Below are 25,632 nucleotides of genomic sequence, written 5' to 3'. Positions count from 1 at the left end.
GGCACCGCGTCCGGAGCCGCGCTTATCCCGACTTGCTCTCGCCCTTGTTGGTCTCGTCCTTCTTGCGCTCGTAGCGCAGCAGCAGCGGGGTCTGGGCCAGCGCGAAGGCGATGGTGATCGGCATGATGCCGAAAACCTTGAAGCTGACCCAGAAATCCGTGGTCTGCGTGCGCCACACCACCTCGTTCACCGCCGCCAGGAAGAAGAAGAACAGGCCCCAGCGGAAGGTGAGCTTGCGCCAGCCCTCCTGGGTGAGGTCGAACACGCTGTCGAGCACCAGGGCGAGCAGCGGCCGGCCGAAGGCGAGGCCGCCGAGCAGCACCGCCCCGAACAGGCTGTTCACGATGGTGGGCTTGAGCTTGATGAACAGCTCGTCGCGCAGGAGCAGCGTGAGGCCGCCGAACACCACCACCACCACGCCGGAGACCAGCGGCATGATCGGCAGCCGCCGCACCCAGACGTAGTGGACCGCGAGGGCCGCCAGGGTCGCGGCGATGAACAGCCCGGTCGCCACGAACAGGCGCTGGTCGGAGGCGAAGCCGAACTTCTCGGCATAGGCATTGCCGAGGAAGAACACCCCGAGGGGCCCGAGCTCCAGGGCGAGCTTGGCGAGAGGAGGCAGGCGGGTCTGCGGCGGAACGGCTTCGATCTGCATGGGGCGGGGGCGACGCTCCTCGTCGATATGCGGCTGGCCCGCGTCGCGCGGGTGGACCCGCGCGGGCCTTGTTGCGCAACGGGAGGGAGGGCATAGCCCGGCGCGGCCGATCCATCCATCCCCCACGCCCGCCTTCCGGGAACCGCTCCCTCGTGCGCGGCCCGGCCGCCCCTATCGCGGCCCCGCCTCCGGGCGGAGGGCGGCGGTGCGCCGGCGCTCGCAGGCGACCTTGAGGTAGGTCTCGTGCCCGCGCACCAGGCCGCTTCGCGCCGCCAGGGTCTCGCCCTGCATCAGACAGGCGATCGGCGTCGGAGCCGGTGCGACCGCGACGTCGAGGGCGGTGTCGCGCGAGCAATCCGGCGCCGACAGGGAGCCGGCGCAGACCAGGGCAACGGTGAGAAAGTCAGCCATGCCATCTCCACCGGCCTCACGACACGACTGGGCGGGCGAAGGTCCGGGCCGGAGGAATGCTCGCGCCGCGCCGGCGGAGCGCAGCGATTCACGTGCCAGGGTCGCGCGACGATCATGTGTTGCGACCTTATGTTGCACTGCAGCACCGGAAGGTGCGGCTCAGCGCAGGTCGTTCCATAGCCCAGCGAAGCTCTGGCGGACCGGGACATCCGGCGCATGGGCCTCCCGGCCGAGGCGCCGGTACTCGCTCGGCGACAGGCCATAGGCAGCCTTGAAGGCCCGGCTGCAGTCGGACTCGCTCGTGAAGCCGCAGGCATGGGCGAGGTCGGCAATCCGGCCGGCCTCGTCCGGCCGGGCCAGCAGGGAGCGCAGCCGCGCCAGGCGGCGGGCGCGGATGGCGCGGGCGACCCCGCCGCTCGGCTCGAAGGCGCGGTAGAGCACCGAGCGCGAGACGCCGACGGCCCGGGCCACCGCCTCCGGCGTCGCCGCCGGGTTGGCGTCGATGTAGAGCCGGGCGCGGCGACGGCAGGCGGCTGCGCCGGCCATGCGTACCGCGTCCCTGGCCGGCGCGGCGTGATCCGCCTCCGGCGCAGGACCGAGCTGCGGTACCGCTCCCGAGAGGGCGAGACCGAGGAGTTCCGTGATCACCCGGGCCAGGCGCTGCCGGTCGGCGGCGCCGTAGCCCGGCATCTCGTCGAGGAGGGAGCGAAGGAAGCCCGAGAGCAGATGCGCCCGCTCCTGGGGCAGGACGGCGCCGTGCAGCCGCCCAGGCTCGAGAACCGCCGCCTCGACCTCGCCGCGAGGGACCGACAGCGTGAGGATCCGGGCCCGGGCCGCCCGCGTCTCCATCGGCCGGCTCATGTCGATGAGGGCGATCTCGCCCGGCCCGACGACCCGCTCGCCCTCGGGCGTGCCGACCGCCAGGGCACCGTCGAGGACGAGCTGGGCGGTGAAATGGTCGAACCCGTTGCGGAGGACCCGCCGCGGCGGCCGGACATGCGCCACGCCCCGCATCCGGCGGTCGAACAGGATCATGCCGTCGAGGCGCTCGGCCGCGACCTCGACGGCGAAGGCCTCGTCGAGCCGGACGGCATCGGCCACCATCGCGTAGATGTCGTGATACGCCTCGAACCCGTCCTGGCCGGACGGTGTTGCGGCATCGGTCGAGAAGTGCAGACCCGCTCCACGTCGGGCGGTCGCTCCTGCCTCAGGCATAGATCGCTCGGCTGATTTGTCGTGCTTCGCCGTTAGAGCGAAAACACTCGGCAAAGCAAGATCATCACCTTCGACACGTCGCCTCAGGCCGGTGCCGGGTGGTGTCCGGCAGGCGGCTCCACGCCACGTCTCGAAATCCTGCCCCAGCGTCCCAATCCGGTGCGGCGGCATCGACAGGGGCGGGGCGCTCTGCTTGGACCTTCGCCATAGCCGCCCCCGACGGAGTCGCCGCGCCTCATGGACGAGCTGACCTACGCCATCGGCGACGTCCATGGCTGTGCCGGCGCGCTCGAGAGTTTGCTCGGCCTGATCGCGGCGCACGGGGCCGGCCGGCGCCGGCGGCTGGTCTTCCTCGGCGACTACATCGACAAGGGCCCGGAGAGCGCCCGCGCCGTCGCCATGGTGCGGGCGCTGCAGGAGGCCGATCCCGCCTCCGTCACCTGCCTGATGGGCAACCGGGAATCGGCGCTGCTGCGGGCCGTTCACGATCCCGGGAGGGCCGCGGCCTGGATCGCGACCGGAGGCGACCGGACCCTCGCCTCCTACGGCGTGGCGCGGATCGCGGAGCTTCCGGCGGCGGCTCTGGACTGGATCGCCGGCCTGAAGACCGTGCACGAGGACGCGTTGCGCTACTACGTCCATGCCGGCTTCCGCCCCGGCCGCCGCGGCATCGATCCGTGTGTGATGGCCCGCCTGTGGATCCGCGAGCCGTTCCTGTCGGTCGAGTACGATTTCGGCAAGCACGTGCTGCACGGGCACACGCCCTGCTACGCCGGCCGGCCCGACCGCCATCCCTACCGCACCAACCTCGACACCGCCCCGCTGCGGACCGGCCGCCTCACCGCCGCGGTGCTCGACCCGACGGCGGCGGCCCCGCTCGCGTTCCTGCAGTCGCCGGGCGGCTGACACGATGTCCGCAAGGCCCCTCCCGGACCTCGCATGATCGGCGGAACCGGGAACCGCGGCGAACCCCGGAGCGGGACGGCCGAGCCGGATTTTGCGCCTTGACGCCGGCACGCCCAGGGGCTCTAAAGACCCGCCCGTGACGGTGGTCTCGTGTTTGCGTATCAAGGGCTTGCGGGCTCTCGCCGGTGTAGCACAGCGGTAGTGCAGCGGTTTTGTAAACCGAAGGTCGGGGGTTCGATCCCCTCCGCCGGCACCAGCCAACCCGGGCACGGTTCATGAAGGTCCGATCTGCCGATGGCGGCGATCCTCCTTGAGGCGCGATGATGCTTCCGCTCCGCACCCGCCGGCTCCTGTTCGCGCTGCCGCTCCTGCTCGCCCCGCTCACGGTCCGGGGGCAGGACGCCGACGAGGCGGGCCGGCACCACCGGCCGGTCTCCGTCCTGGGCGACCGCAGCCTGGCTGTGGCGCCGGGCGCGCGGCTGCTGCTCTTCGCCTCCGCCGACCTGGAGCAGCGCCACCCGGAGGTGACCCGGGCGGTGATCGTGCTCCACGGCCGCCTGCGCGATGCCGACACCTATTTCGGCACCGGCCTCGCAGCCCGGGCGGATGCCGGCGCCGCGGGCGAGGGCACCCTCGTGGTGGCGCCGCAATTCCTGGCCGAGACCGACTGGGCGGCCTACGGACTGCCGGCGGACGTGCTGCACTGGTCGCTCGAGGGCTGGCAGGGCGGCGAGGACGCCCTCGGCCCGCTCCCCCTCAGCTCCTTCGACGCCCTCGACGCGGTGGTCGCCCGGCTGGGCGACCGAACCCGCTTCCCGAACCTGTCGCGCATCGTCGTCGCCGGGCATTCCGGCGGCGGCCAGGTGGCGCAGCGCTACGCGATCCTGTCCCGCGCCGGGGACGCGCTGGCGCGGCAGGGCGTGCGCATGAGCACCGTCGTCGCCAACCCGAGCAGCTACGCCTACTTCACGCCCGAGCGGCCGGGGCCGACCGCGGGATGCCCCGGCTACGACCGCTGGAAATACGGCATGCGGGACCTGCCGCGCTACGCCGCCGGGGCCGACCCGCGATCGCTCGAGGCGGCCTATGTCGTCCGCCCGGTGACCTACCTGCTCGGCGGCCGGGACACCGACCCGGACCACCCCGCCCTCGACCGCAGTTGCATGGCCGAGGCGCAGGGGCCGTTCCGCCTCGCCCGCGGCGAGTTCTACTGGGAGGCCCTCAAGGCGCGGCACCCCGGCCTGCGCCAGCCCCTGTACGTGGTGCCGGGGGTCGGCCATAGCGGCCGGCGGATGCTCGGCTCGGCCTGCGGCCTCGCCGCCCTGTTCGACGCGCCGGGCTGCGGCGAGGCCGCCGGCACGGATCCTGCCAGCGGATCGACGACCGGGGAGGCCCGGGCCCCGGCATCCCCCACCGGACACGCACGCACGAGGTAGGTCACCCGCATGACAGCACTCCCGAAGGTCGCCTTCATCGGCACCGGCGGCACCCTCTCGTCGGTGGGCCGCGACAGCCTCGACATCCTCGATTACGGCGCCACCGGCGAGCGGCTGGAGGCGGAGGAGATCCTGGCGCGGGTGTCGGAGACCCGCATGGTGGCCGAGGTGGTGCCGGTGCGCTACCGGGCGGTGACGAGCCCGGGTGTGGGCTTCACCGACTGGCGCGCCCTGGTCCTGCTCTGCGAGCAGCTCGTGGGCGAGCACCCGGACCTCGCCGGCATCGTCATCGGCCACGGCACCGCCACCCTGGAGGAGACCGCCTACGCGCTCAGCCTGACCCTCACCGTCGACGTGCCGGTGGTGCTGGTCGGCTCGCAGCGGCCGATCAGCGCCCTGTCGAGCGATGCCGACCTCAACCTGGTGGCGGCGCTCCGCACCGCGGCGGCGCCGGCATCGCGCGGGCGCGGCGTGCTGGTGGTGCTCAACGACGAGATCCAGGCCGCCCGCGAAGTGACCAAGACCTCGGTCGCCCGGATGCAGACCTTCCGGACGCCGGATTTCGGCGTGCTCGGGCAGGTCGACGGGCCGCATGTGCGCTACTACCGCCGGGCGGAGCGCCGCCACGCCCCGGGCACGCCGTTCGACATCCGGAGCCTCGACGCCCTGCCGCGGGTCGACATCTCCTACGCCTACGCCGATGCCGACGGCACCGCGGTGCGGGCCTTCGCGGCGGCCGGCGCGCGCGGCATCGTCTCGGCGGGGCTCGCCCCCGGCATGACCCCGCCGGCCGAGGCCGAGGCCTTGGGACGCGCGGTCGCCACCGGCATCGCGGTGGTGCAATCGACCCGGGCCGGCAGCGGCGTGGTGCCGTCGACGCAGCGCCTCGCCGAGCTCGGCATCCTGAGCGCCGACAACCTGACGCCGCAGAAGGCCCGCATCCTGCTGGCCCTTGCGCTCACGGTGACGCGCGACCCCGCCGCCCTGGCGGAGATCTTTTCACAATATTGAGCAGGACCGACCGGCGACCTGGAGCACCGACCGATCGCGCGGCCATCGCGTGGGGCTCCAAGCCGTCGGGTTCGTCTCGCTGCCGACGACGATCTGATGTCGGACGATGCTCGCGCACGGCAGGTGCAAGCCGCCGGCCGGCGCGCCTCCGAACGATCGTCCGTACCGGCGAGCGGCCGCCGTGAAGGCCCGGCGCCAACCGGTGCTCAGCCGGGCTCGCACCCTTCTCGGCCGTCTGTGTCGGACAGGCGCTCGACGGCACCGCGGGAGGAGCCGTCGAGCCACCCGATTGCGTCGGCTGGCGCACTCGCGATGGTACGTGTCGTCAGGAGTTCGCCTCTGCGCTTCGTACCCCGTCGACGCCGATCGCCGCCACCGTGCCCGTCGTGATATCCAGGCGTCGGCAGCGGTGCCGCGAGCCGGAAGTCCCGCTCCCGCGGGAGGAGGCCGTTCGTGCGCTGCGGCCGGGGCATCCTGCCAGGATGCCGCGTCGGGCGACACCGGAGCCCAGCGCCGCCCGGGTTTTCGGGCGTGACGCCGCCGGCCGATTGCCAGTTCGGCGACCGGTGCAATAGGCTCCTGAGGCCGGGCCCACGACTGCCCCCGCGGGTCGGTCCGGCGGCAGGTCGGGCCGGCGCAGTCTGAACACCTCCGTTGAGGCCCGGCCTGCTCGCGAGGGGAGGGATAGACCCGCATGGTGCGCCTCAACGAGATCCGGGCCGGCGAGGTCGCGGTGGAGCCGCCCCCGGCCACGGATGCCGGGCTGGTCTTCATCGGCCGGATTCGAACGCCCTGGACCGACCGGCTCGGCTGCCCGCGCCAGGGCCGGGCCGACGGGCCGGCCTGCCGGATCGAGGTGTTTCCCCCCTGGCGCGACGCCCTCGACGGCGTCGCGCTCTACGCGCGCCTGGAGGTGCTGTACTGGCTCGACCGCTCGCGGCGCGACCTCGTGCGCCAGAGCCCGGCCGATGACGGCACCACCCGGGGCACCTTCTCCCTGCGCTCGCCGGTGCGGCCGAACCCGATCGGCACCAGCATCGTCACCCTGATCGGGGTCGGGGACGGCGTCGTGCACGTGCGCGGGCTCGACTGCCTCGACGGCACGCCGCTCCTCGACATCAAGCCGGACCGTGCCCTGTTCACGCCGCTGGCGCCGCCCCAGGCCGGCGACGCGGACACGGGGGGCGCGTGAGAATGCCCGCCGCGCTCGCCTCCTCGACCTTCCGCCGGAGCGCCGGCTTCGCCCTCGGCTTGTCCCTGGCTTTCGCCCTGGCCGCCCCCGGGCTGCCGGCGCCGGCCGCAGAGCCGGGCCCCGCGGCCGCCGCCGGCGCGGCGGCCCGCGATCCCCTGCCGATGCAGGAGGTCGCGCCGGGCGTGTTCGTCTACGCCGCACCCTACGCGCTGGCCGGGCGCGGCAATGCCGGCGCCATCGCCAATGTCGGATTCGTGATCGGCCGCGACGCCGTCGCGGTGATCGATACCGGCGGCAGCCTGACGGCGGGGCGGCGCCTCCTCGCGGCATTGCGGCAGCGCACCGCCCTGCCGGTGCGCTACGTCGTCAACACCCACGTCCATCCCGACCACCTGCTCGGCAACGCCGCCTTCGCTGACGAAGGCGCGACCTTCGTCGGGCACCGGGCCCTGCCCGAAGCCCTGGCGGCGCGGGCGGACGGCTACCTGAAGGCCAATGCCGAGCTGGTCGGACCGGATTTCGCCGGCACCCGCATCGTGCCGCCGACCCTGCTGGTCTCGACCGTCCTCGACCTCGACCTCGGCGGGCGGGTCCTGCACCTTGAGGCCTGGCCGACCGCCCACACCAACAGCGACCTGACCCTGCGGGACGAGACGACCGACACGTGGTTCCTCGGCGACCTCCTGTTCGTCGGCCACGTGCCGGCCCTCGACGGGCGGCTTTCCGGCTGGATCGCGGTGCTGCAGCGCCTGAGCGCGCGGTCGGCCGCCCGAGTCGTGCCCGGCCACGGCCCGGCGGCGGTGCCATGGCCCGCCGCCGCCGCCGCCATCGACCGCTACCTCACCACCCTCCAGGGGCAGGTGCGGGCGATGGTGCGGGACGGTGCGCCGATCGGCGAGGCGGGAGGCGCCGCGCGCGGCGAGGCGGGGGACTGGGCGCTGTTCGACGACTTCAATACCCGCAACGCCACCACGGCCTATCACGAGCTCGAATGGGAGTAAGTGCCGATGGTTAGCCGCCGCGGCGCCAAGCTCTTCCATTCGCACGCGAACAGTGGCGGGCGTAAGAATCTGATGTTGCAGAGCACCATTTCCATACTGCTGTGCAGCATGCTACCGGATATATACCTTAGTTATGAATTTGGGCCCGCGCTCGACCCGCCCTGCGGCAGGCTGGTGTGTTGACGGCGTCCGAATTTCTCTTAGAGTTCCTTCAGCTTCGGTTTCAACGGTGCCGCCGGGGGAAGGCGGTGTTCGGTTCGCAAACATGGCAAGGCCCGCCTGGGGCCCTCTCGCGCCAGCAGCGCCGCTGGCCGCCGGTTGTGACACGCTGCCGAGGCGACAGACGTCCCCAAACGCTAACAACAGGAAACGGTTCGTTGCGTCCCGCGGGGCGCACGACGGAATGCACCTGTCGGAGGAATCCATGAGAGCGGTCCATCTTCTTGCGCTGGGCGCGGGCATTCTCGGCGCCACCCCGGCCCTCGCCAACGAGGACGTGCTGAAACGCACGGCCAACCCGGCCGAGCAGGTCCTGCAGACCGTCGATTACGCCAACACGCGTTATTCGAAGCTCGACCAGATCAACGCCGGCAACGTCAACAAGCTCCAGGTCGCCTGGACCTTCTCGACCGGCGTGCTGCGCGGCCACGAGGGCTCGCCGCTGGTCGTCGGCGACGTGATGTTCGTCCACACGCCGTTCCCGAACATCGTCTACGCGCTCGACCTGAACCAGGATGGCAAGATCCTCTGGAAGTACGAGCCGAAGCAGGATCCCAACGTCATCCCGGTGATGTGCTGCGACACGGTGAACCGTGGCCTGGCCTATGCCGACGGCGCGATCTTCCTGCACCAGGCCGACACCACCATCGTGTCGCTCGACGCCAAGACCGGCAAGGTGAACTGGTCGACCCAGAACGGCGACCCGAAGATCGGCGAGACCAACACCGCCACCGTGATGCCGGTGAAGGACAAGCTCATCGTCGGCATCGCCGGCGCCGAGTACGGCATCCGCGGCAACATCACCGCCTACGATCTCAAGACCGGCAAGCGCGCCTGGCGCGCCTACAACGTCGGTCCCGACGACGAGATGAAGATCGACCCGGAGAAGACCACCGAGCTCGGCAAGCCGGTCGGCAAGGATTCCTCGCTGAAGAGCTGGGAAGGCGATCAGTGGAAGACCGGCGGCGCCTCGACCTGGGGCTGGTACTCCTACGACCCGAAGCTGAACTTGGTCTATTACGGCACCGGCAACCCGTCGACCTGGAACCCGAAGCAGCGCCCGGGCGACAACAAGTGGTCGATGACGATCTTCGCCCGTGACGCCGATACCGGCGTGGCGAAGTGGGTCTACCAGATGACCCCCCACGACGAGTGGGACTATGACGGCATCAACGAGATGATCCTCACGGATCAGAAGATCGACGGCAAGGAGCGGCCGCTCCTGACCCACTTCGACCGCAACGGCTTCGGCTACACCCTCGACCGGGCCACCGGCGAGCTGCTCGTCGCCGAGAAGTACGATCCGGCCGTGAACTGGGCCACCAAGGTCGACCAGGACAAGTCCTCGAAGACCTACGGCCGTCCGCTCGTCGTCGCCAAGTACTCGACCGACCAGAACGGCGAGGACACCAACTCGAAGGGCATCTGCCCGGCGGCGCTCGGCTCCAAGGACCAGCAGCCGGCGGCCTACTCGCCCAAGACCAACCTGTTCTACGTGCCGACCAACCACGTCTGCATGGACTACGAGCCGTTCCGGGTGAGCTACACCCCGGGCCAGCCCTATGTCGGTGCGACCCTGTCGATGTACCCGGCGCCGAACAGCCACGGCGGCATGGGCAACTTCATCGCCTGGGACGGCGTGGCCGGCAAGATCAAGTGGTCGAACCCCGAGCAGTTCTCGGTGTGGTCGGGCGCTCTCGCCACCGCGGGCGACGTGGTGTTCTACGGCACCCTCGAAGGCTACCTCAAGGCCGTCGATTCCAAGACCGGCAAGGAACTCTACAAGTTCAAGACCCCGTCGGGCATCATCGGCAACGTGATGACCTTCCAGCACAAGGGCAAGCAGAACATCGCCGTGCTGTCGGGCGTCGGCGGCTGGGCCGGCATCGGCCTCGCGGCCGGCCTAACCGATCCGAATGCCGGCCTCGGCGCGGTCGGCGGCTACGCCGCCCTGTCGAGCTACACCAACCTCGGCGGCCAGCTCACGGTGTTTAACCTGCCGAACTGACGCTAAGGAAACATCCGAGACATAAAGCGTCTCAGACCTAAGTCCGGGCCGGCGCGGGTTTCCGCGCCGGCTCTTCCATGATTACATGACAGGGACGACGGTGGTGCCGCGGCGTCGGCGGCTGCCAACCGAAGATGTCAGGGAGAAACGTCCGTTGCGTGACCTCAGCAAAGCTGTCCTGCGGCCGTTCGCGGCCGGCCTCGCCCTAGCAACCGTCGGATGGGTTGCCGTACATGCTGAGGATGCCAAGAAGCCCGATCCGGCCCTCGCCAACCAGCTCAACCCCAACGACAAGACCGCCGAGCCCGACGAGAAGCTGCTCGCCAAGGACGCCGCCGTGAAGGTGGAGGACGGCAAGTACTTCGACGCCGCCGGCTCCCCGACCTTCCACATCACCGATAACGGCAAGAAGGTCGACTGGTACACCTATTCGGGTTACCGCCGCTATCACGCCGAGTGCCACGTCTGCCACGGCCCGGACGGCATGGGCTCGACCTACGCCCCGGCCCTGAAGGATTCGCTGAAGTCCCTCTCCTACGAAGAGTTCGTCGGCATCGTCGTCGGCGGCAAGCAGGACGTGAACTCGTCGACCCAGAAGGTCATGCCGGCCTTCGGCGACAACAAGAACGTCACCTGCTACATGGACGACCTCTACGTCTACCTGAAGGCGCGGGCCGCCGGCGCCCTCGGCCGGGTGCGCCCGGGCGACAAGGAAGAGAAGCCGGAAGCGGCGCGCAAGGCGGAGAAGGAGTGCCTCGGCGGCTGATGGCGCGGGCTCCTCTCACGGCGACCCTTCTGGCGGCCGGCCTCGCGCTGGCCGCTCCCGCGCGGGCGCAGAGCCTGCCGGACCTCGTCACGCCCGACACCCTGCGAGTCTGCGCCGATCCCGGCAACATGCCGTTCTCGGAGCGCCGCAGGGACGGGCAGGTGGACGGCTTCGAGAACCGCATCGCGGCGATCGTCGCCGACGAGCTGAAGGTGAAGCTCCGGTACTACTGGCTGACCCAGGGGCCGGGCTTCGTGCGCAACACGCTGGGCAGCGGCCTGTGCGACGTCATCGTCGGGTCGGCCTTCGGCAGCGAGCTGGTCCAGAGCACCAACCCCTATTACCGCTCGACCTACGTCATGGTGTCGCGTCGCGGCGCCCTCGACGGCCTGACCGGTCTCGACGACCCGCGGCTGAAGGGCAAGGCGATCGGCGTCATCGTCGGTACGCCGCCGGTGGAGCGGATGGGAGCGGTCGGCCTCGTGCCGACGATGAAGCCCTATCCGCCCTACCAGTTCGATCCTGCGCGCCCGCACCAGACCGTCTCGGCCGAGATCGTCGCCGACGTGGTCTCGGGCAAGCTCGACGGGGCGGTCCTGTGGGGGCCCGCCGCCGGCTGGCTGGCCAAGCAGGCCGGCGGCCTCGACGTCGTGCCGCTGCTGCGCGAGCCCGATCGGCCGCCGCTGTCCTACCGCATCGCCATGGGCGTGCGGCACGGCGAGAACGAATGGAAGCGGATCCTCAACACCGCGCTCCGCAAGCGCCGAGCCGAGATCGACGCGGTCCTGCGCGACTATGCGGTGCCGCTCCTCGACGAGGAGGAGAACCGGCTGCTGCCGGGGGATCCGAAGCCGTGAGGCCGGCCGTCGCGGTCCTGCTGCTGGTCCTGGCGGCGGGGGCCGTCCGGGCAGGCAGCCCCGCGGCCCCGGCCGAGCCGGAGGGCTACCGCCAGGAGGACTTTCGCAGCCCGACGCCCGCGACCCTGCGCGGCGCCGAGACCGTGTCCACCGCCCAGGCCGAGCGGTTGTGGCGGGCGGGCGCCGCCTTCATCGACGTGCTGCCGCGCCCTCCGAAGCCGACGACCCTGCCGCCCGGCACGATCTGGCGCGACGCGCCGCATGACAGCATCCCGCGCGCGCAATGGCTGCCCAATACCGGCTTCGGCGCCCTGGCACCGGAGACCGACGCCTATTTCCGGCACGGGCTCGCGGTGGCGACCGAGGGCGATCCGGAGAAGCCCGTCGTCCTGTTCTGCCAGCGGAATTGCTGGATGTCGTGGAACGCCGCCAAGCGCGCCCTGGTGCTCGGCTACCGCCATGTCCATTGGTACCCGGACGGCACCGACGGCTGGGGCGAGGCCGGGCTTCCCCTCGAACGGGCCAGCCCCGCGGCGCCGTGACTCGGGCCGCCCTCCCGTGGCATCCAGGCAAGCCTTGAGTCACCGGGAGACCAGCACCATGACCAGCGATCGCGTCGCCATCGTCACCGCCGGCGGCAGCGGCATGGGAGCCGCGGCGGCCCGCAAGCTGGCGGCGGACGGATTCCGGATCGCGATCCTGTCCTCGTCCGGCAAGGGCGAGGCCCTGGCCGAGTCCCTCGGCGGCGTCGGGGTGACCGGCTCGAACCGCTCGAGCGAGGACCTGACGCGCCTCGTCGATCGCACGATGGAGCGCTGGGGTCGGGTCGACGTGCTGGTCAACAGCGCCGGCCACGGGCCGAAGGGCCCGCTCCTCGACCTCACCGACGAGGACTGGACCCGCGGGATGGAGGTCTACTTCCTCAACGTGGTGAGGCCGACCCGCCTCGTCACCCCGATCATGCAGAGCCAGGGCGGCGGCGCGATTATCAACATCTCGACCTTCGCGGCCTTCGAGCCCGAGCAGGCCTTCCCGACCTCGGGCGTGTTCCGCTCGGGGCTCGCCGCCTTCAGCAAGCTGTTCGCCGACCGCTACGCCGCCGACAACATCCGGATGAACAACGTGCTTCCGGGCTTCATCGACAGCCTGCCGGAGAAGCCCGGCATCCGCGACCGCATCCCGCTCGGCCGCTACGGCAGCGAGGACGAGATCGCCGCGGTCGTCGCCTTCCTGGCCTCCGAAGGGGCGGGCTACATCACCGGGCAGAATCTACGGGTGGATGGAGGGATCACGCGGTCGGTGTAGACGGCTCCTTGCAGCAAGGTGCAGGGTTTCGCGCCGACGACGTTCGTCATCCGCACGGTCATCCCGGGGCTCGACACAGGCGAGAGCCCGGGATCCGCAAGCGCAGGTGATGCCGGAGACGGCAGACCGCGCCCAGCTTCGGTCTGCATTACGTACGGCTCCCAATCCCAGGCTCCGCTGCGGGGCCCGGGGATGACGCGAAGACAATGAGATTTCGCGTCGATCCTGCCGAGATCGCCTTGAAATCAAGGATGGCCGGCGTCAGGTGTCCCCGCGACCGGCTCGATCCCGCTCCGGTCGAGCCGTCCCAGCGCCTGCACCACCGTCTCCCCGCCGATCGCCAGGTCCGGCGCGATCTCGGCCAGCGGCACCAGCACGAAGGCGCGCTCGCGCAGGAAGCGGTGCGGCAGCACCAGGCGCTCGTCGCTCACCGTGGCGCCGGCATAGTGCAGCACGTCGATGTCGATCACCCGCGGCCCCCAGCGGCGCTCGCGCACCCGGCCGAGCTGCGTCTCGGCCGACAGGCAGGCCTCCAGCAGGGCGTGGGGCGAGAACGTCGTCGCGATGCCGATCGCGGCGTTGAGGAACCAGTCCTGGTCGGTGTCGCCCCAGGGCGGGGTGCGGTAGTTCCGCGAGCGGGCGGTCACGGCGAGGCCGGGCGTCGCGGCCAGCGCCGCCACCGCGGCGTCGAGCATCGCGGCCTTGTCGCCGAGATTGCTGCCGAGCCCGAGATAGGCCTCAGCCCAGGACGTCTCAACCACGGCGCGTCCTCGTGATCTCGACCGCGACGCCGTCGAGCACCAGCGGCACCGGCGCGCCCGGCTTGTCGATCCGCACGGTGAGGGCGACCAGCGCCGGGAAGGCGTCCAGCGCCTCCGCGGCGATGGTCTCGGCCAGGGCCTCGATCAGCCGGAACCGGCGCTCGGTGGCGATGCGGTGGGCGAGGCCGGCGAGATCGGCGTAGCTCATGCTGGCGGCGATGTCGTCGCGGGTGCCGGCCTCGCGCAGGTCGAGGCGGGCCTCCAGCGAGAGATAGAAGCGCTGGCCCAGAACCTCCTCCTCCGGCAGGAGGCCGTGCCGGGCGAACACCGCCAGGCGGTGGATCAGGATGCGGTCCAAGATACTAGGCTCCGGCTCGGGCGGCGGGCCGGGTGATCGCATCGACCACCTGGCAGGCCTCGACATGGGGGCGCACGTCGTGGGCCCGCACGATGTCGGCCCCGAGGATTGCCGCGGCGACGTGGGCGGCGATCGAGCCGAACAGGCGGTCGGCCGGTGCGGTCGCGGCGTTGTGGATGCGCCCGAGCACCGACTTGCGCGACACGCCGACGAGGAGCGGGAAGCCGAGCGCCCGCAACTCGGGCAAGCGCCGCAGGGCCTCCAAGTGCTGCTCCCAGCTCTTGCCGAAGCCGATGCCGGGATCGAGCACGATGTCGCGGTCGGGGATGCCGGCCCGTCGGGCGATCGTCAGCGAGCGCTCGAAGAAGGCCCGCATCTCGTCCACGATGTCGAGGCTCGGATCGATGGTCTCGCGGTTGTGCATCACCACCACCGGCGCGCCGTGATGGGCCGCGACCCGGGCGATCTCCGGCTCCCGCTGCAGGCCCCAGACGTCGTTGACGATGCGGGCCCCGGCCTTGAGCGCCGCTTCGGCGGTCGAGGCCTTGTAGGTGTCGATCGAGATCGGGACGGGGAGGGCGGGGCCGAGCAGGCGGATCGCCGGCAGCACCCTGGCCTGCTCCTCCTCGGCCGGGACCGGCGTATGGCCGGGTCGCGTCGACTCGCCGCCGATATCGAGGAGCGCCGCACCGTCCTCGACCAGGCGGGCCGCCTGGGCGCGCGCGGCGTCGAGGTCCTGGAACCGGCCGCCATCCGAGAACGAATCCGGGGTGACGTTCAGGATGCCCATCACCAGGGTGCGGCGGCCGAGATCCGGCAGCAGGGCGGCGAGAGAGGGCGCGGTGGGCGCGGACACGGGCGGCGATCCTCCGGGACGACCGCCCCGGGATAGGCCGGCGGGCGCCGGCGCGCAACGGCGGCGGGGGCGATCACCTTCCGGCGAGATTCCGCCGGAAACCGCGCGCGCTCAGGGCCTTATCCTGGCTTCGGGCGAAGCGGTCCTCTACATTGGTCGCAGACGCGAGAGAGGCCCGTCGGGGCCCGCATCGGGGAGCCCGCCATGAGAGTGTTGTCGCGCCAAGTGCTGTCGAGCCTGGCGATCGTCGCCGCCCTGGCCGGGCCGGCGGCAGGGCAGGACGAGCGCCCTGAGACGACCTGGACCGAGCTGCGCCCGTCGGTCCTCGGCGACAAGCCGATCCGCGACGGGGCCGGGCTGATCACCCTGGAGGCGCCCAAGCGCGCCGAGGACGCCGCCATCGTGCCGGTGACCCTGCGCATCGCGCTGCCCGAGGGGGATGCCCGCCGGGTGAAGAGCCTGACCCTGGTGGTGGACGAGAACCCCTCGCCGGTGGTCGGCACGATCCGCTTCGCGCAAGGCCAGAGCCGGTTCGACCTCTCGACCCGCATCCGGGTGAATTCGTACTCCTACGTCCGCGCCATCGCCGAGACCGAGGATGGCGGGCTGTACATGACCAAGGCCTACGTCAAGGCGGCGGGCGGCTGCTCGGCGCCGGCCGTGAAGGACCCGGCCGAGGCCAAGGCCCATCTCGGCCAGATGCGCTTCCGTGCCTTCGCAGATCGCGGCGAGGCCCAGGTGCAGGTCCGCCACCCGAACTATTCCGGCCTGCAGATGGACCAGGTGACCCGGCTCTACACCCCGGCCTGGTTCGTCGAATCCTTGAGCGTGCGCCAGGGCGAGACGCCGCTCTTCGCGATGACCGGCGGCATCTCGATCAGCGAGGATCCGACCTTCCGCTTCTCCTATACGGGCCACGGCGAGCCGGTGACGGTGGCGGCCAAGGACACCGAGGGGCGGGTGTTCACCCAGACGTTCCCGGCGGGGGATGGGACGTGAGGGCGCACTCGTTTCAGCGAATCGCCCGTATGAGGCTCGTACGCGGATCGTCGGCGCGGCCGCAGATGCATGCCGGCGTAGAGCGCTGAGTGGGTAATGGAGGCCGAGGCTCGGCAGGTCGAGGGCGGCATCCGGGTCGGTCAGCCGCCGCGCCGTCTCCCCGTCTGGCCCGCGCTCCCAGTCCGCGACCTCGATGCGACGCGGCTCGATGACCAGTCCAGAAACGGCGGCCCGCCACGGGATGGTAGTCGATCACCACCATGCCCGATTCCGGACGGGAGGCCCCGGTGAAGCCGGGACCTGTCGGGATGGCGGATCTGAGCCCGAGTTTGGGACCCGGAACGCTGTACCGACTCGAGGTCCGGACGATGCCGCTCCAGGGCGTCGTTCAGCAGGCGTTCGAGATCGCTGGCGATCAGCTCCCAGCGCTCCTCATCGCTCCGCCGGCCGCATCACCCCGTCCGCATCCCGCCGCAGCGGCGCCGCCTGGAGCGGGAGCGGCGCGCCCGGCACCGCCTCGACGCTGACCCCGTGCGGCCAATTCGCCGGCGCGATGGCGACGTAGCGGGCGAAGCCCCCGGTGCCGCCGAGCGGCTTGGCGAAGCCGATCGCAATCAGCGCGCCGGCCTCCGGCACCTGGTCGAGATTCGTCACCCCCTCGGCCTGCGCGAAGTTGTTGTGCATCAGCCAGGCCTCGCCCTCGAGGGTCGGCGTCGTGTCGGTGTCGAGCGGCTCGTGGCCGTGGAACAGGATCCGACGCTCCAGGTGCAGGAACTGGAGCGCCGCGAGGCTCACGCCCGGGAACGGCTTCTGCCGGAAGCGCTCGGCCTCGGCCCAGCGCTTCGACCAGTCCGAGCGCACCATCACCACGGCGCCGGCCGGGATGCGGCCGTGCTTCTCCTCGTAGGCCGCGATGTCGGCGACCTGGAGGTGATAGCCCTCGTCGCGACGAACGCTCGGTGAGATGTCGATCACCGCGAGCGGCCGCAGGGTATAGGTCGCCGGCAGGTCGCTGATCGTGGCGCCGCGGGGGTTCCAGTGCGCCGGCGGGTCGAGCTGAGTGCCGTACTGGTCGGTCGGCAGCTCGTAGGCGGTGGCGACGAAGCCGTGGGTCTCGTAGGTGAAGACGTCACCCTCCTTGGCGAAGCCCTCCAGCGTGCGCCCCGCCTACGCCGGCTTGAAGCGGGCGCCGGCAAAGCCCGGCCAGACCGGCTGCACCGGCGCGAAGGCGTGGGTGAGGTCGATGTACTTCGCCGACCGGAGCATCCGGTCGTAAAGCGACCAGAGCGAGAGGTCGTCCGCCATGGCCGGGCGTGCGAGACATCCCACCGCCAGCGCCATCCCGATCAGCCGCTTCATCGTGCCATCCCCCGGTCAACCGAGCCAGAGTGCCGGTCCGTGGGCGGAGTCGCAACCGCGTCAGCGGCGCCCGAGCACCTCCCGCACCCCGGTCCAGCTCAGGTCCGGGTAGCGGTCGTTGTCGAGGGGAGCGAGCTTTCCCCGTCCCTCGACCATGTCGCGCAGGTACTGCATGCCCTGCCAGGCCGGAAATACCTGATCCCTCCCGGGGGCGAGGGTGCGGGCGAGCGCGATCATCGGCGTCAGCAATCCGGGGCCGCCGAGGCGCAGGATCGTGAAGCGGCGGCCGGTGGCCTCGCTCGCCGCCTGCGCCAGGCCGCGGGCCGAGACGACCTCGCCGGCGATGCGCAGGATCCGTGGCGTCTCGCTGTCGAGGGCGGCCCGCGCGGTAAAGGCCGCGACGTCGTCCATGGTGGTGAAGTCGAGGGGCCGGTCGGGATCGCCGACGCTCAGGAACGCGCCGCAGGCCGAACTGGATCAGCGGCATCGCGCCGGTCAGCATGTCCATGAAGGCGCCGTTGAGGACCGAAGTGGCCCGGATCGGCGCCCGGTCGAGGCGGGCATGGAAGTCCCGCCGCAGGTCGAGGTTGCGGTTGCGCCCGGGCACCGTCTTGGTGAAGTCGAGGGCGAAATCGGAAGGGATGAAGCGCGGCACGCCGACGGCGGCCGCGGCGTCGAGCAGCACGGTCTGGGCATCGAGGATCGTGTCGTCAAGGCCGTTCAAGGCTGAGATCACGCAGGACGATCCGGCACAGGCCGTCGTCACCGTCGCGGCGTGGTGGAGATCGACCGCCACCACCTCGGCGCCGAGCCGGCGCAGCGGCTCGGTCCGGGCGAGCGGCGTGCCCGGCCGCACCAGCGCCCGCACCGGCGCGCCGCGCGCGGCGAGGGCCCGGACGATGCGGGTGCCCAGTTCCCCGGTGGCGCCGGCCACCAGCACGCGGGGCTCGCCCGTCCCACCCCCGCCATCGTCGGTCATCGCCGCGCTCCCCCCTCGCCGAGCGGGCAATCGCTGCGGCGCCCGGGGGGTTCCGGATGCGGTCAGTTCGCGGTCGGCCGGTAGCAGCGGATCTCCGCCTCGGCCTGGGCGCGGCGCAGCTCCGCCACCTGGTCGTCGAACATCTTGGTCGAGCGGAACTCGTTGGCACGCTGACCGATGCCCTGGCGCATGCCCAGGATGGTCGAGGCCCGGACATACTTGTCATAGGGCAGGATCGCCGCGATGGCGTCGATCGAGCAGGCGCATTTCGTCAGCGCCTCACGGGTCTGGCCGTTGGCCGCCATGCAGCCGAAGACGTAATCGGCCCGCGCCTCGGTCGGATAGTCGTTGTCGTCGGCCCGCGCGGCGGCGAGACCCGCCGCGAGCATGATGCCCGCGGCGAGAGCCGCCTTAACCAGCATTCGGTTCATGGGTCAGGGTTTCCTGGAGCAGGATGCCGCCCTCCGGGTTCGTCGCCTTGACGTCGATCGAGACGATCTGGCCGGGCACGGCGGGGGAGACCACGAAGGTGTAGGTCAGGCTGTCGAAGCCGCGCAGGCGGTCGCGGACGGGATCGTCGACGAAAGGCCGCGCCACCACGCGCCAGCCCGGCTTCCTTATCCCGTCGACCTCGACCTCGGTCGGGGTCACGGTGGCCCCCTCGCGCAAACTGCGCCGGATGGCGTTCTTGATGTAGCGCGGGTTGCCCTTGAGAACCTTGGCGAGGTCGTCGAGGTGGTGTTCGAGGAAGCGCACCAGCACCGGGTTGCCCGGCATGTCCTCGTAGGTCGCGGTCGGCATCCGGCGCTCGCCGGAGAACATCTCGACCTTGAGGTTGCGGGTGTCGGGATTCGGGCCCGGGGCCAGCTCCTCGCGGATGCGGTCCTCGACCGGGGGGCCGAACGGCGCACCCTCGATGCCGCTGAAGCGGGTGTAGCGGTAGCTCAGCGGCTGGCCCGGCGGGGCGTTGGCGAGCTGGTTGGTCTCGAACAGGAGCTTGGCGGCGGCCGGGGCATCGTCCGCGGAGGCCGAGCCCGCGAGGGTTGTGGCGATGGCGGCGACCAGGACGAGGCGTCTCACGCGGGCGCTCCCTCGGGCAGGGCGACGCGGGGCGCGCCGCCGATGGTGCGGTACTGATAGTCCGGCGCGGTCTCAAGCGCCGATTCGGCAATGGCCAGGGCCTGCACCTTGCCGTGGAGGGGCGAGAGCGAGCAGGCCGGATCGGTGGCCTTGGCGTCGCCGGCGAGCGCCAGAGCCTGGCAGCGGCAGCCGCCCCAATCCTTCTCGCGCCGGTCGCAGGAGCGGCAGGGCTCCTGCATCCACTCGGTGCCGCGATAGGCCCGGAAGGCCGGCGACTCCGCCCAGATCTCGGAGAGCGACCGGTCCTGGACGTACCAGAAATCCAGGCCCGGGATCGTCTCCGCGGCGTGGCAGGGCAGGACCTTGCCGGTGGGGGTGACGTTCATCAGCCGCCGGCCCCAGCCGCCGGCGCAGGCCTTGGGATACTTGGCGTAGTAATCCGGGACCACGAGGTCGATGACGAGCTGGCCCTTCAGCCGCTCGCGCGCCTCCTCGACGGTGCGGATCGAGCGATCGACATCGGCCTTCGCCGGCATCAGGGCGGCGCGGTTGACGTAGGCCCAGCCGTAATACTGCGTGTGGGCGACCTCCAGGCGCTTGGCGCCGAGGCGGACCGCGAGGTCGATCAGCGCCGGCACCTCGGCGATGTTGCCGCGGTGAATCACGGCGTTCAGCGTCAGCGGCAGGCCGAGCGCCGTCACCCGCTCGGCGAAGGCGAATTTTTGCGGCTGCGCGTTCTTGAGGCCGCCGATGCGCTCGGCATTGGCTGCCTCGACCGCCTGGACCGAGAGCTGCACGTGATCGAGCCCGACCTCGTAGAGCGCGTCGAGCTTGTCGAGCGCGCCCGCCACCCCGGAGGTGATCAGGTTCGAGTAGAGGCCGAGCTCGGCGCAGGTGCGGGTGATGTCGACGATGTCCTGCCGCGCCGTCGGCTCGCCGCCGGAGAGATGCACGTGCAGTACCCCGAGACCCGCCGCCTCGGTCAGCACCCGCTGCCAGGTGGCGGTGTCGAGCTCGGCCGAGCGCCGGTCGAGCTCGAGCGGGTTCGAGCAATAGGGGCAGCGCAGGGGGCAGCGATGGGTCAGCTCGGCGAGGAGCCCGATCGGGGCCGGCAGAGCGGGCGTGACGGCGTTCATGATGGCCTCTCTCGGCTCTGTCCGTCCCGGGGGTCAGGCGGCCGGCACGGTCTCCAGCACGCGCTTGAGCAGCAGGCCGTCCAGCATGACGATGACGTCGGGCTCGATGATGCCCGGATCGACCTCGTATTGCCGGCCCAAGGCCTCGGCGATGGTCCGGATGCTGCGGCTGCCGTCGACGAGGCTGAGCACCGCGACGGCGTTCTGGTCGAGGTCGAAGGTGCGCTCGGGCGCCAGCAGCACGTGGGCGTTGCGCACCGTGTCGTGGCGCAGGCGCACGCCGCGGGGCAGGCGCGGCACGCTGTCGGGGGTCAGGCTCATGCGCCGGCTCCCGCGCGCAGGCCCTCGCCGGGCCGCCAGGCATCCGGCGGGATCATGCCGGGCGCCACATAGGCGAAGTACAGCGCGTCGAGCTGGGTCCACAGCACGCTGCACTTGAAGCGCAAAGCCGCGAGGGCCTGGGCCTGCAGCTCCGGCGTCGTGGCGTGACGCTTGACGTAGTCGAGGGCGAAATCCGCGTCCCGCGGCGCCTGGGTCAGGCGCTTGTCGAAGTAGGACAGGGTCTCGCGGGTGATGAAGTCGTAGTTCTTCAGCATCCCGGAGACGCGCTCGGAGATGATGGTCGGCGAGAACATCTCGGTCAGCGAAGAGGCGATCGCCTCCAGGAGCGAGCGCTCACCGACGAAATGCACGTAGGCCTCGACCGAGAAGCGGGTCGCCGAGAGGATGCCCGTGGTCGAGAGCACGTAGTCGCGGTCGAAGCCGACGCCCTCGGCGAGCTTCAGCCAGCGCTCGATGCCGCCATCGCCCTCGTGGTCGCCGTCATGGTCGACGATGCGCTGGCGCCAGATCCGGCGCAGCGCCGCATCGGGCAGGCGCGCCAGGAGCGTCGCGTCCTTCACCGGGATCATCGCCTGGTAGTAGTAGCGGTTGAGCGCCCAGGCCCGGACCTGATCCTTGTCGAGCTGGCCGTCATGCAACAGGCGGTGGAACGGGTGCAGGTTGTGGTAGCGCCGCGCCCCGATGTCGCGCAGCGCCGCCTCGAGCTCGTCGGGGGAGAGCAGGCGGTCGACGGGCTCGGCGGGACGGGCGAGGGAAGCGGCGGTCATGGCGTCCTGGCGTTCCGGTTTCTTGTTCGGCGGCTGACCCGGGAGAGGGAGATTGTCCCGCAGGGGAGGGCGGTCAAGGGCGACCAAAGTGCCTGACGGCGGGGTGATCCGACGGCCTCGGCTCTGCATCGTCGCGGAGTCCGGGTCGATGGCGGCCCCCGCTCCCGTATCGCAGAGGGGCGCCCGCGCGATCAATCGCTCGGTGAGAACCGGCCGAGGGGGTTCACAAACTCAGCGCCAGCCCGTCCTGCGCCACGATCCACCCCGCCGCCTCGATGCTCCGGCGCTCCTCCGAGCCCTCGACCAGCACCGGGTTGGTGTTGTTGATGTGGACGAAAACCCTGCGCCCGATCGGCACCGCGGCGAGCGCCGCCACCGAACCGCCCTCGCCGGTCATCGGCACGTGGCCCATGCGCCAGCCGGTCTTGGTGCCGACCCCGGCGCGGATCATGTCGTCGTCGGCCAGCACCGTGCCGTCGAACAGCAAGGCGTCGACCCCGGCCAGCCGCTCCCTCAGGCCGTCGGTGACCCTGGCGCAGCCCGGCACGTAGGCGAGGCGCTTCCCCCCGGCCTCGATCATCGCGCCGACCGTGCTCTCGGTCTCGGCGCCGATCTCCGGCGTGCCGTCCTCGAGCCAGAGCGGCACCTTGCCGGGCACCGGGAACAGGGTCACGGTCAGGCCCGGCACCGGCGAGAACGGCGCATTCAGGGCGATCTCGCTCCGCTCGACCACGCCCTGCGCCATCACGTCGAAGACGCGGTTGGCGGCGATCGAGTCGAGGATGCCGCGCGTCGCGTGGAGGCGGAAGGGCTGGCCCTCGCGCAAGGTGAGCAGGCCGGCGACGTGGTCGACGTCGCCGTTGGTGAGCAGCACCGCCCGGATCGGCGAGTGGCGCAGGCCCTCGCGCGGGTGCAGGGCCGGTGTCTCGAAGAGTTGCTGGCGGAGATCCGGCGAGGCATTCACCAGGAGCCAGTTGTCGCCGTCGGCGGAGACGGCGAGGCTCGACTGGGTGCGTGCCAGAACCCGGCGGTCGCCCGCCCGGGCCATGGCGCAGATCGGGCAGCGGCAGTTCCACTGCGGCACGCCCCCGCCCGCACCGGAGCCCAGAACGATGGCCTGCATGGTCCGGGCTCGATCCGCTCAGTTGAACGGATCGATCTCGGCGGACTCGTAGCTGGTGACTTCCATGCCGACGCAGATCTCGGCGACGACGGGCATCGACCACTTCATGATGTTCCTCCTTCGACTTCGGCGGATGGTCCGGCTCGCGAGGGCCGGGCTTCTGGTGGTGTCTCGATCGAGCGCCATCCGGCGGCGAACCGCCGGAGGCGCAAACCGTACGAGCCCTTAGTTGAAGGGATCGATCTCGGCCGACTCGTAGCTGGTGACTTCCATGCCGACACAGACCTCGGCGACGACGGGCATCGACCACTTCATGGCGCTTCTCCTGGGCTGCCGGAACCTCTAAGAGGTTCTTAAGACTTTGGAATGACAGTGTTTTCTGTCACACGGGATATATCGGCAATCACGCCCCGGAGTGCAAGCGCTATTTTGCCGATTGTTCGGGAGGGGCGGGGGCGCACATTCTCAGACCGGTCTTATTGTGCAGGTTCCGCACGGGGTTAGCCGGTATCGATCGCGCCCAAAATAATTTTGCCATCGAGGAAATCGCCACCAGAATCGCGGCGGGCCTCACTGGCGGAAGCCGGCCTCGTGCAGGTCGAGCATGAAGCCGCGGCCGCGCACCGTGACGAGGCTGGGCCCGCCGGCCCGGACGATGTCGGCGAGCTTGGTGCGCAGGTAGCCGACATAGACGTCGACGACGTTGAGCGAGAGGCCGCCCTGGCTCGCCCAGAGCCGGTCGAAGATGTCGCCGCGGGAGACCGGCCGGCTCGCCTGCTCCATCAGGATCGCCAGCAACTCGGCCTCGCGCTGGGTCAGCCGGCATGTGACGTCGCCGAAGCGGACCTGGCGGGTCGCGAGGTCGAGGGAGAGGCGCCCGGCGGTGACCAGGGTGCGGGCCTCGCCGGCGGCGCGCCGCCGCTGCAGGTGGACGCGCAGGCGGGCGAGCAGCTCGTCGAACACGAACGGCTTGACGATGTAGTCGTCGGCACCGACCGCCAGGCCGTCGACCCGGTCGCCGACCTCGTCCTTGGCGCTTAAGAAGAGGATCGCCCCCGGATAGCCGCCCTCGCGCAAGCTGCGGCAGACGTCGTGGCCCGAGCCGTCCGGCAGCATGTTGTCGAGCAGCACCGCCTCCGGCACCCGCTCGCGGGCGGCGGCGAGCGCCTCGTCGACGCCGCCCGCGAGGTCGATGTCGAATCCCTCGGCCGAGAGGCCGCGGGCCAGCATGGCACGGATGTCGCCGTCATCCTCGACGATGAGCACGTTGGTCATGTGCGCCCTTCCGGTCGGTCGCTCATGCGGCATCCTCCCTCATGTCCTCGCCGGGCAGTTCCAGGGTCACCCGGGCGCCCGGCGCGCCCGATTCCAGGCGGATCGCCCCATCATGGCGCTCAACGACCCAGCGCGCCAGAGCGAGGCCGATGCCGAAGCCGGAGGCCGCCGGCCCGTCACCGCGCCGGAACCGCTCGAACAGGCCCTCGGCCTCCGGCGGGAAGCCCGGGCCGTCATCGGTCACCGTGACGGCGGCGCCGCTGCCCCTCGGCGCGAAGCCGACGCCGATCCGGGTCGCGCCGGCACCGTGGCGAAGGGCATTGTCGATCAGCCCCTCGACGATCTGGCGCAGCCACTCGGCATCGGCCATCACCTCGACGTCGGCGGCGCTCGGCTCCAGCTCCAGGGCGATGCGGCGGCGCCCCGCCTCCGGCGCGCAGCTCTCCACCGCCTCGGCCAGGATGCCGGCGAGCCCGACCGGACGCAGCTCCAGGGCGATCTGGCCGGATTCCGAGCGCGCCACCCGCAGCATGTCGCCGACCCGGCGGTGCAGCCGCAGGGCCCGCTTGCGGATGGTGGCGATCACCGGGCGGAACGCGTCGGGCGTGTCGGGGGAGCGGGCGGCGAGATCGCATTCGCCGAGGATCACGGTCAGCGGCGTGCGCAATTCGTGGCTGACATCGGCGAAGAACCGCCGGCGCGACCGGTCGATCTCCTCGAGCCGGGCATTGGCGCCGCGCAGGTCGGCGGTGGCGCGGGCGACGATCTCCTCCAGCGCCGCCCGGTCGGCGGCGACCCGGGCCTCGCGCCGCTTCAGCCGCGCCGCCATCCGGTTGAAGCTGGCGACCAGCAGGCCGAGCTCGTCGCGGCTCGCCACCGGCAGGCGGGTGTCGAGCTCGCCGCGGCCGATGGCGGCCGCGCCGGCCCGGATCGCCTCGATCCGCCGCAGGATCGGCCGGGTCAGGCCCTGGTGCAGCAGGACGAGGAGCAGCACGATCAGCACGGCCGCCGCCACCGCGACGCCGCGCATCCGGCTGGCCAGGGTGCGGACCTCGGCCGAGGACGCCTCGACCGAGCGGCGCTCGGCCTCGACCAGGAAGGTCAGGGGCTGGCCGGTCACCGCCCCGAAGGCGTTGAGCGCCCCGCGGATCGCGTCGGCGCGGCGGGCGGGGTTGGGCTCGCGCTGGATCTGCGCCACCTGCCGGTCGAGCATGGCGCGGGCCGCCCGCAGGCGGGCCAGCGGCCGGGCGCGGGCGGTGTACTGCGTGCGGTCGAGGACGCCGCCGGCCCCGGCGACGGCGCGGCTGAGGCCGTCATCGACGGCGTTGAGCGCCCGGTCGACCTCGTTGCGGGCATTGGCGAGCCGCTCGGGCCGGCCCGGATTGTCGCCGACCGCCTCGATCGCCGCGAGGCCGAACTCGGTCAGCCGCCCGGACAGCTCGGCGATCAGCTCCAGGCGCACCTGCGCGTCGAGCGTCGCGTCGAGCGTGCGCTCGGCGGTGTGCAACGTCGCGTAGAGGCCGATCGCCGCCAGCACCACGAGGGCGGCCGCGCTCCCGACCAGCAGCCCGAACCGTACCCGGAGCGATCCCATCCCGCATTCGTCCTCCCGTCC

The 25,632-nt window shown here is 71.4% G+C and carries 28 protein-coding genes, 1 tRNA gene and 2 pseudogenes; 12 read left to right on the top strand and 19 right to left on the bottom strand.

Going from position 1 to position 25,632, the window contains the following annotated elements; all coding sequences use genetic code 11:
• Nucleotides 1–22: 22 nt before the first annotated feature.
• The 3 genes from FF100_RS11625 to FF100_RS11615 form a co-directional block, all read right to left on the bottom strand.
• Nucleotides 23–655 carry a septation protein A gene (locus FF100_RS11625; RefSeq protein WP_139035876.1) on the bottom strand — a complete coding sequence of 211 codons (633 nt, stop codon included), beginning with the start codon at nucleotides 653–655 and terminating at the stop codon, nucleotides 23–25.
• Between the two features lie 171 nt (nucleotides 656–826).
• Nucleotides 827–1,066 (bottom strand): hypothetical protein, encoded by a 240-nt coding sequence (locus FF100_RS11620; protein WP_139035875.1) that lies wholly within the window; start codon nucleotides 1,064–1,066, stop codon nucleotides 827–829.
• A gap of 159 nt (nucleotides 1,067–1,225) precedes the next feature.
• A complete protein-coding gene (locus FF100_RS11615; protein WP_139035874.1) occupies nucleotides 1,226–2,281 on the bottom strand; it encodes a helix-turn-helix domain-containing protein in 1,056 nt (351 codons plus the stop codon).
• A 237-nt stretch (nucleotides 2,282–2,518) separates the two neighbouring features.
• Between FF100_RS11615 and FF100_RS11610 the strand changes: the two genes are divergently transcribed.
• The 11 genes from FF100_RS11610 (at nucleotide 2,519) to FF100_RS11560 (ending at nucleotide 12,982) form a co-directional block, all read left to right on the top strand.
• Nucleotides 2,519–3,187 carry a metallophosphoesterase family protein gene (locus tag FF100_RS11610; RefSeq protein ID WP_139035873.1) on the top strand — a complete coding sequence of 223 codons (669 nt, stop codon included), beginning with the start codon at nucleotides 2,519–2,521 and terminating at the stop codon, nucleotides 3,185–3,187.
• Between the two features lie 181 nt (nucleotides 3,188–3,368).
• A tRNA-Thr gene (locus FF100_RS11605) sits at nucleotides 3,369–3,443 on the top strand.
• Nucleotides 3,444–3,507: 64 nt separating this feature from the next.
• A complete protein-coding gene (locus FF100_RS38330; RefSeq protein ID WP_205824840.1) occupies nucleotides 3,508–4,623 on the top strand; it encodes an alpha/beta hydrolase in 1,116 nt (371 codons plus the stop codon).
• A 9-nt stretch (nucleotides 4,624–4,632) separates the two neighbouring features.
• A complete protein-coding gene (locus tag FF100_RS11595) occupies nucleotides 4,633–5,634 on the top strand; it encodes an asparaginase (protein WP_139035872.1) in 1,002 nt (333 codons plus the stop codon).
• A 694-nt stretch (nucleotides 5,635–6,328) separates the two neighbouring features.
• On the top strand, nucleotides 6,329–6,826 hold the full coding sequence (gene tsaA, locus FF100_RS11590) for a tRNA (N6-threonylcarbamoyladenosine(37)-N6)-methyltransferase TrmO (protein WP_139035871.1): 498 nt from the start codon (nucleotides 6,329–6,331) through the stop codon (nucleotides 6,824–6,826).
• Nucleotides 6,827–6,828: 2 nt separating this feature from the next.
• A complete protein-coding gene (locus FF100_RS11585; RefSeq protein WP_139036175.1) occupies nucleotides 6,829–7,827 on the top strand; it encodes a quinoprotein relay system zinc metallohydrolase 2 in 999 nt (332 codons plus the stop codon).
• 424 nt (nucleotides 7,828–8,251) lie between these two features.
• Nucleotides 8,252–10,054, top strand: coding sequence for a lanthanide-dependent methanol dehydrogenase XoxF5 (gene xoxF5, locus FF100_RS11580; protein ID WP_139035870.1), 1,803 nt, complete (start codon nucleotides 8,252–8,254; stop codon nucleotides 10,052–10,054).
• Between the two features lie 154 nt (nucleotides 10,055–10,208).
• Nucleotides 10,209–10,820: a c-type cytochrome, methanol metabolism-related gene (locus FF100_RS11575; RefSeq protein WP_139035869.1), complete on the top strand. Its 612-nt coding sequence runs from the start codon at nucleotides 10,209–10,211 to the stop codon at nucleotides 10,818–10,820.
• Nucleotides 10,820–11,677, top strand: a complete 858-nt coding sequence (xoxJ, locus tag FF100_RS11570; protein WP_139035868.1) for a rare earth element methanol dehydrogenase accessory protein XoxJ — start codon at nucleotides 10,820–10,822, stop codon at nucleotides 11,675–11,677. Before FF100_RS11575 ends, xoxJ begins: the two co-directional genes overlap by 1 nt.
• A complete protein-coding gene (locus FF100_RS11565; protein ID WP_139035867.1) occupies nucleotides 11,674–12,219 on the top strand; it encodes a PQQ-dependent catabolism-associated CXXCW motif protein in 546 nt (181 codons plus the stop codon). The genes xoxJ and FF100_RS11565 overlap by 4 nt, the downstream gene beginning before the upstream one ends.
• Nucleotides 12,220–12,277: 58 nt before the next feature.
• A complete protein-coding gene (locus FF100_RS11560) occupies nucleotides 12,278–12,982 on the top strand; it encodes an SDR family oxidoreductase (RefSeq protein ID WP_139035866.1) in 705 nt (234 codons plus the stop codon).
• 245 nt (nucleotides 12,983–13,227) lie between these two features.
• Here the strand turns inward: FF100_RS11560 and folK are convergent, their stop codons facing one another.
• The 3 genes from folK to folP are packed head-to-tail and all read right to left on the bottom strand — an operon-like array spanning nucleotide 13,228 to nucleotide 14,891.
• A complete protein-coding gene (folK, locus tag FF100_RS11555; protein ID WP_281287275.1) occupies nucleotides 13,228–13,743 on the bottom strand; it encodes a 2-amino-4-hydroxy-6-hydroxymethyldihydropteridine diphosphokinase in 516 nt (171 codons plus the stop codon).
• Nucleotides 13,736–14,104 carry a dihydroneopterin aldolase gene (gene folB / locus FF100_RS11550; protein WP_139036173.1) on the bottom strand — a complete coding sequence of 123 codons (369 nt, stop codon included), beginning with the start codon at nucleotides 14,102–14,104 and terminating at the stop codon, nucleotides 13,736–13,738. The genes folK and folB overlap by 8 nt, the downstream gene beginning before the upstream one ends.
• Before the next feature lies 1 nt (nucleotide 14,105).
• Nucleotides 14,106–14,891 (bottom strand): dihydropteroate synthase, encoded by a 786-nt coding sequence (gene folP / locus FF100_RS11545; RefSeq protein WP_171070146.1) that lies wholly within the window; start codon nucleotides 14,889–14,891, stop codon nucleotides 14,106–14,108.
• A gap of 270 nt (nucleotides 14,892–15,161) precedes the next feature.
• Between folP and FF100_RS11540 the strand changes: the two genes are divergently transcribed.
• The gene (locus FF100_RS11540; RefSeq protein WP_139035864.1) at nucleotides 15,162–15,956 is read left to right on the top strand and encodes a quinoprotein dehydrogenase-associated SoxYZ-like carrier; all 795 of its coding nucleotides are present in this window, start codon (nucleotides 15,162–15,164) and stop codon (nucleotides 15,954–15,956) included.
• A gap of 432 nt (nucleotides 15,957–16,388) precedes the next feature.
• Here FF100_RS11540 and FF100_RS11530 read toward each other — a convergent pair whose 3' ends face one another.
• The 13 genes and pseudogenes from FF100_RS11530 to FF100_RS11475 form a co-directional block, all read right to left on the bottom strand.
• On the bottom strand, nucleotides 16,389–17,039 hold the full coding sequence (locus FF100_RS11530) for a cyclase family protein (protein ID WP_342779000.1): 651 nt from the start codon (nucleotides 17,037–17,039) through the stop codon (nucleotides 16,389–16,391).
• A gap of 84 nt (nucleotides 17,040–17,123) precedes the next feature.
• Nucleotides 17,124–17,315 (bottom strand): hypothetical protein, encoded by a 192-nt coding sequence (locus FF100_RS38490; RefSeq protein ID WP_342779002.1) that lies wholly within the window; start codon nucleotides 17,313–17,315, stop codon nucleotides 17,124–17,126.
• 60 nt (nucleotides 17,316–17,375) lie between these two features.
• Nucleotides 17,376–17,726 (bottom strand): Rossmann-fold NAD(P)-binding domain-containing protein, encoded by a 351-nt coding sequence (locus FF100_RS37785; protein WP_246102027.1) that lies wholly within the window; start codon nucleotides 17,724–17,726, stop codon nucleotides 17,376–17,378.
• 121 nt (nucleotides 17,727–17,847) lie between these two features.
• Nucleotides 17,848–18,294 (bottom strand): annotated as a pseudogene (locus tag FF100_RS37780) (NmrA family NAD(P)-binding protein); the annotation flags it as partial.
• 62 nt (nucleotides 18,295–18,356) lie between these two features.
• Complete coding sequence (locus FF100_RS11520) at nucleotides 18,357–18,725, bottom strand: hypothetical protein (protein WP_139035863.1); 369 nt, start codon at nucleotides 18,723–18,725, stop codon at nucleotides 18,357–18,359.
• The gene (locus FF100_RS11515; protein WP_139035862.1) at nucleotides 18,706–19,374 is read right to left on the bottom strand and encodes a hypothetical protein; all 669 of its coding nucleotides are present in this window, start codon (nucleotides 19,372–19,374) and stop codon (nucleotides 18,706–18,708) included. The genes FF100_RS11520 and FF100_RS11515 overlap by 20 nt, the downstream gene beginning before the upstream one ends.
• Entirely contained in the window at nucleotides 19,371–20,510 is a 1,140-nt protein-coding gene (pqqE, locus tag FF100_RS11510) for a pyrroloquinoline quinone biosynthesis protein PqqE (RefSeq protein ID WP_139035861.1), read from the bottom strand. The genes FF100_RS11515 and pqqE overlap by 4 nt, the downstream gene beginning before the upstream one ends.
• A gap of 33 nt (nucleotides 20,511–20,543) precedes the next feature.
• A pseudogene (gene pqqC / locus FF100_RS11500) lies at nucleotides 20,544–21,619 on the bottom strand (pyrroloquinoline-quinone synthase PqqC).
• Nucleotides 21,620–21,842: 223 nt separating this feature from the next.
• Nucleotides 21,843–22,742 carry a pyrroloquinoline quinone biosynthesis protein PqqB gene (gene pqqB, locus FF100_RS11495; RefSeq protein ID WP_139035858.1) on the bottom strand — a complete coding sequence of 300 codons (900 nt, stop codon included), beginning with the start codon at nucleotides 22,740–22,742 and terminating at the stop codon, nucleotides 21,843–21,845.
• An 18-nt stretch (nucleotides 22,743–22,760) separates the two neighbouring features.
• Nucleotides 22,761–22,850: a pyrroloquinoline quinone precursor peptide PqqA gene (gene pqqA, locus FF100_RS11490; protein ID WP_048436488.1), complete on the bottom strand. Its 90-nt coding sequence runs from the start codon at nucleotides 22,848–22,850 to the stop codon at nucleotides 22,761–22,763.
• Between the two features lie 117 nt (nucleotides 22,851–22,967).
• Nucleotides 22,968–23,057 (bottom strand): pyrroloquinoline quinone precursor peptide PqqA, encoded by a 90-nt coding sequence (gene pqqA / locus FF100_RS11485; protein ID WP_048426854.1) that lies wholly within the window; start codon nucleotides 23,055–23,057, stop codon nucleotides 22,968–22,970.
• A gap of 255 nt (nucleotides 23,058–23,312) precedes the next feature.
• Complete coding sequence (locus tag FF100_RS11480) at nucleotides 23,313–24,017, bottom strand: response regulator transcription factor (RefSeq protein ID WP_139035857.1); 705 nt, start codon at nucleotides 24,015–24,017, stop codon at nucleotides 23,313–23,315.
• Nucleotides 24,018–24,039: 22 nt separating this feature from the next.
• Nucleotides 24,040–25,611, bottom strand: a complete 1,572-nt coding sequence (locus tag FF100_RS11475; protein ID WP_139035856.1) for a sensor histidine kinase — start codon at nucleotides 25,609–25,611, stop codon at nucleotides 24,040–24,042.
• Nucleotides 25,612–25,632 lie beyond the last annotated feature (21 nt).

It is taken from the genome of Methylobacterium terricola (assembly GCF_006151805.1).
Taxonomy (GTDB): Bacteria; Pseudomonadota; Alphaproteobacteria; order Rhizobiales; family Beijerinckiaceae; genus Methylobacterium; species Methylobacterium terricola.
This window is presented reverse-complemented; position numbering and strand designations above follow the sequence as displayed.

Coding starts and splice junctions, on each gene's coding strand:
- FF100_RS11625 (WP_139035876.1), bottom strand. CDS start 655: ATGCAGATCGAAGCCGTTCCGCCGCAGACCCGCCTGCCTCCTCTCGCC.
- FF100_RS11620 (WP_139035875.1), bottom strand. CDS start 1,066: ATGGCTGACTTTCTCACCGTTGCCCTGGTCTGCGCCGGCTCCCTGTCG.
- FF100_RS11615 (WP_139035874.1), bottom strand. CDS start 2,281: ATGCCTGAGGCAGGAGCGACCGCCCGACGTGGAGCGGGTCTGCACTTC.
- FF100_RS11610 (WP_139035873.1), top strand. CDS start 2,519: ATGGACGAGCTGACCTACGCCATCGGCGACGTCCATGGCTGTGCCGGC.
- FF100_RS38330 (WP_205824840.1), top strand. CDS start 3,508: ATGATGCTTCCGCTCCGCACCCGCCGGCTCCTGTTCGCGCTGCCGCTC.
- FF100_RS11595 (WP_139035872.1), top strand. CDS start 4,633: ATGACAGCACTCCCGAAGGTCGCCTTCATCGGCACCGGCGGCACCCTC.
- tsaA (WP_139035871.1), top strand. CDS start 6,329: ATGGTGCGCCTCAACGAGATCCGGGCCGGCGAGGTCGCGGTGGAGCCG.
- FF100_RS11585 (WP_139036175.1), top strand. CDS start 6,829: ATGCCCGCCGCGCTCGCCTCCTCGACCTTCCGCCGGAGCGCCGGCTTC.
- xoxF5 (WP_139035870.1), top strand. CDS start 8,252: ATGAGAGCGGTCCATCTTCTTGCGCTGGGCGCGGGCATTCTCGGCGCC.
- xoxJ (WP_139035868.1), top strand. CDS start 10,820: ATGGCGCGGGCTCCTCTCACGGCGACCCTTCTGGCGGCCGGCCTCGCG.
- FF100_RS11560 (WP_139035866.1), top strand. CDS start 12,278: ATGACCAGCGATCGCGTCGCCATCGTCACCGCCGGCGGCAGCGGCATG.
- folP (WP_171070146.1), bottom strand. CDS start 14,891: ATGGGCATCCTGAACGTCACCCCGGATTCGTTCTCGGATGGCGGCCGG.
- FF100_RS11540 (WP_139035864.1), top strand. CDS start 15,162: ATGAGAGTGTTGTCGCGCCAAGTGCTGTCGAGCCTGGCGATCGTCGCC.
- FF100_RS38490 (WP_342779002.1), bottom strand. CDS start 17,315: ATGAAGCGGCTGATCGGGATGGCGCTGGCGGTGGGATGTCTCGCACGC.
- FF100_RS37785 (WP_246102027.1), bottom strand. CDS start 17,726: ATGGACGACGTCGCGGCCTTTACCGCGCGGGCCGCCCTCGACAGCGAG.
- FF100_RS11520 (WP_139035863.1), bottom strand. CDS start 18,725: ATGAACCGAATGCTGGTTAAGGCGGCTCTCGCCGCGGGCATCATGCTC.
- pqqE (WP_139035861.1), bottom strand. CDS start 20,510: ATGAACGCCGTCACGCCCGCTCTGCCGGCCCCGATCGGGCTCCTCGCC.
- pqqB (WP_139035858.1), bottom strand. CDS start 22,742: ATGCAGGCCATCGTTCTGGGCTCCGGTGCGGGCGGGGGCGTGCCGCAG.
- pqqA (WP_048436488.1), bottom strand. CDS start 22,850: ATGAAGTGGTCGATGCCCGTCGTCGCCGAGATCTGCGTCGGCATGGAA.
- pqqA (WP_048426854.1), bottom strand. CDS start 23,057: ATGAAGTGGTCGATGCCCGTCGTCGCCGAGGTCTGTGTCGGCATGGAA.
- FF100_RS11480 (WP_139035857.1), bottom strand. CDS start 24,017: ATGACCAACGTGCTCATCGTCGAGGATGACGGCGACATCCGTGCCATG.
- FF100_RS11475 (WP_139035856.1), bottom strand. CDS start 25,611: ATGGGATCGCTCCGGGTACGGTTCGGGCTGCTGGTCGGGAGCGCGGCC.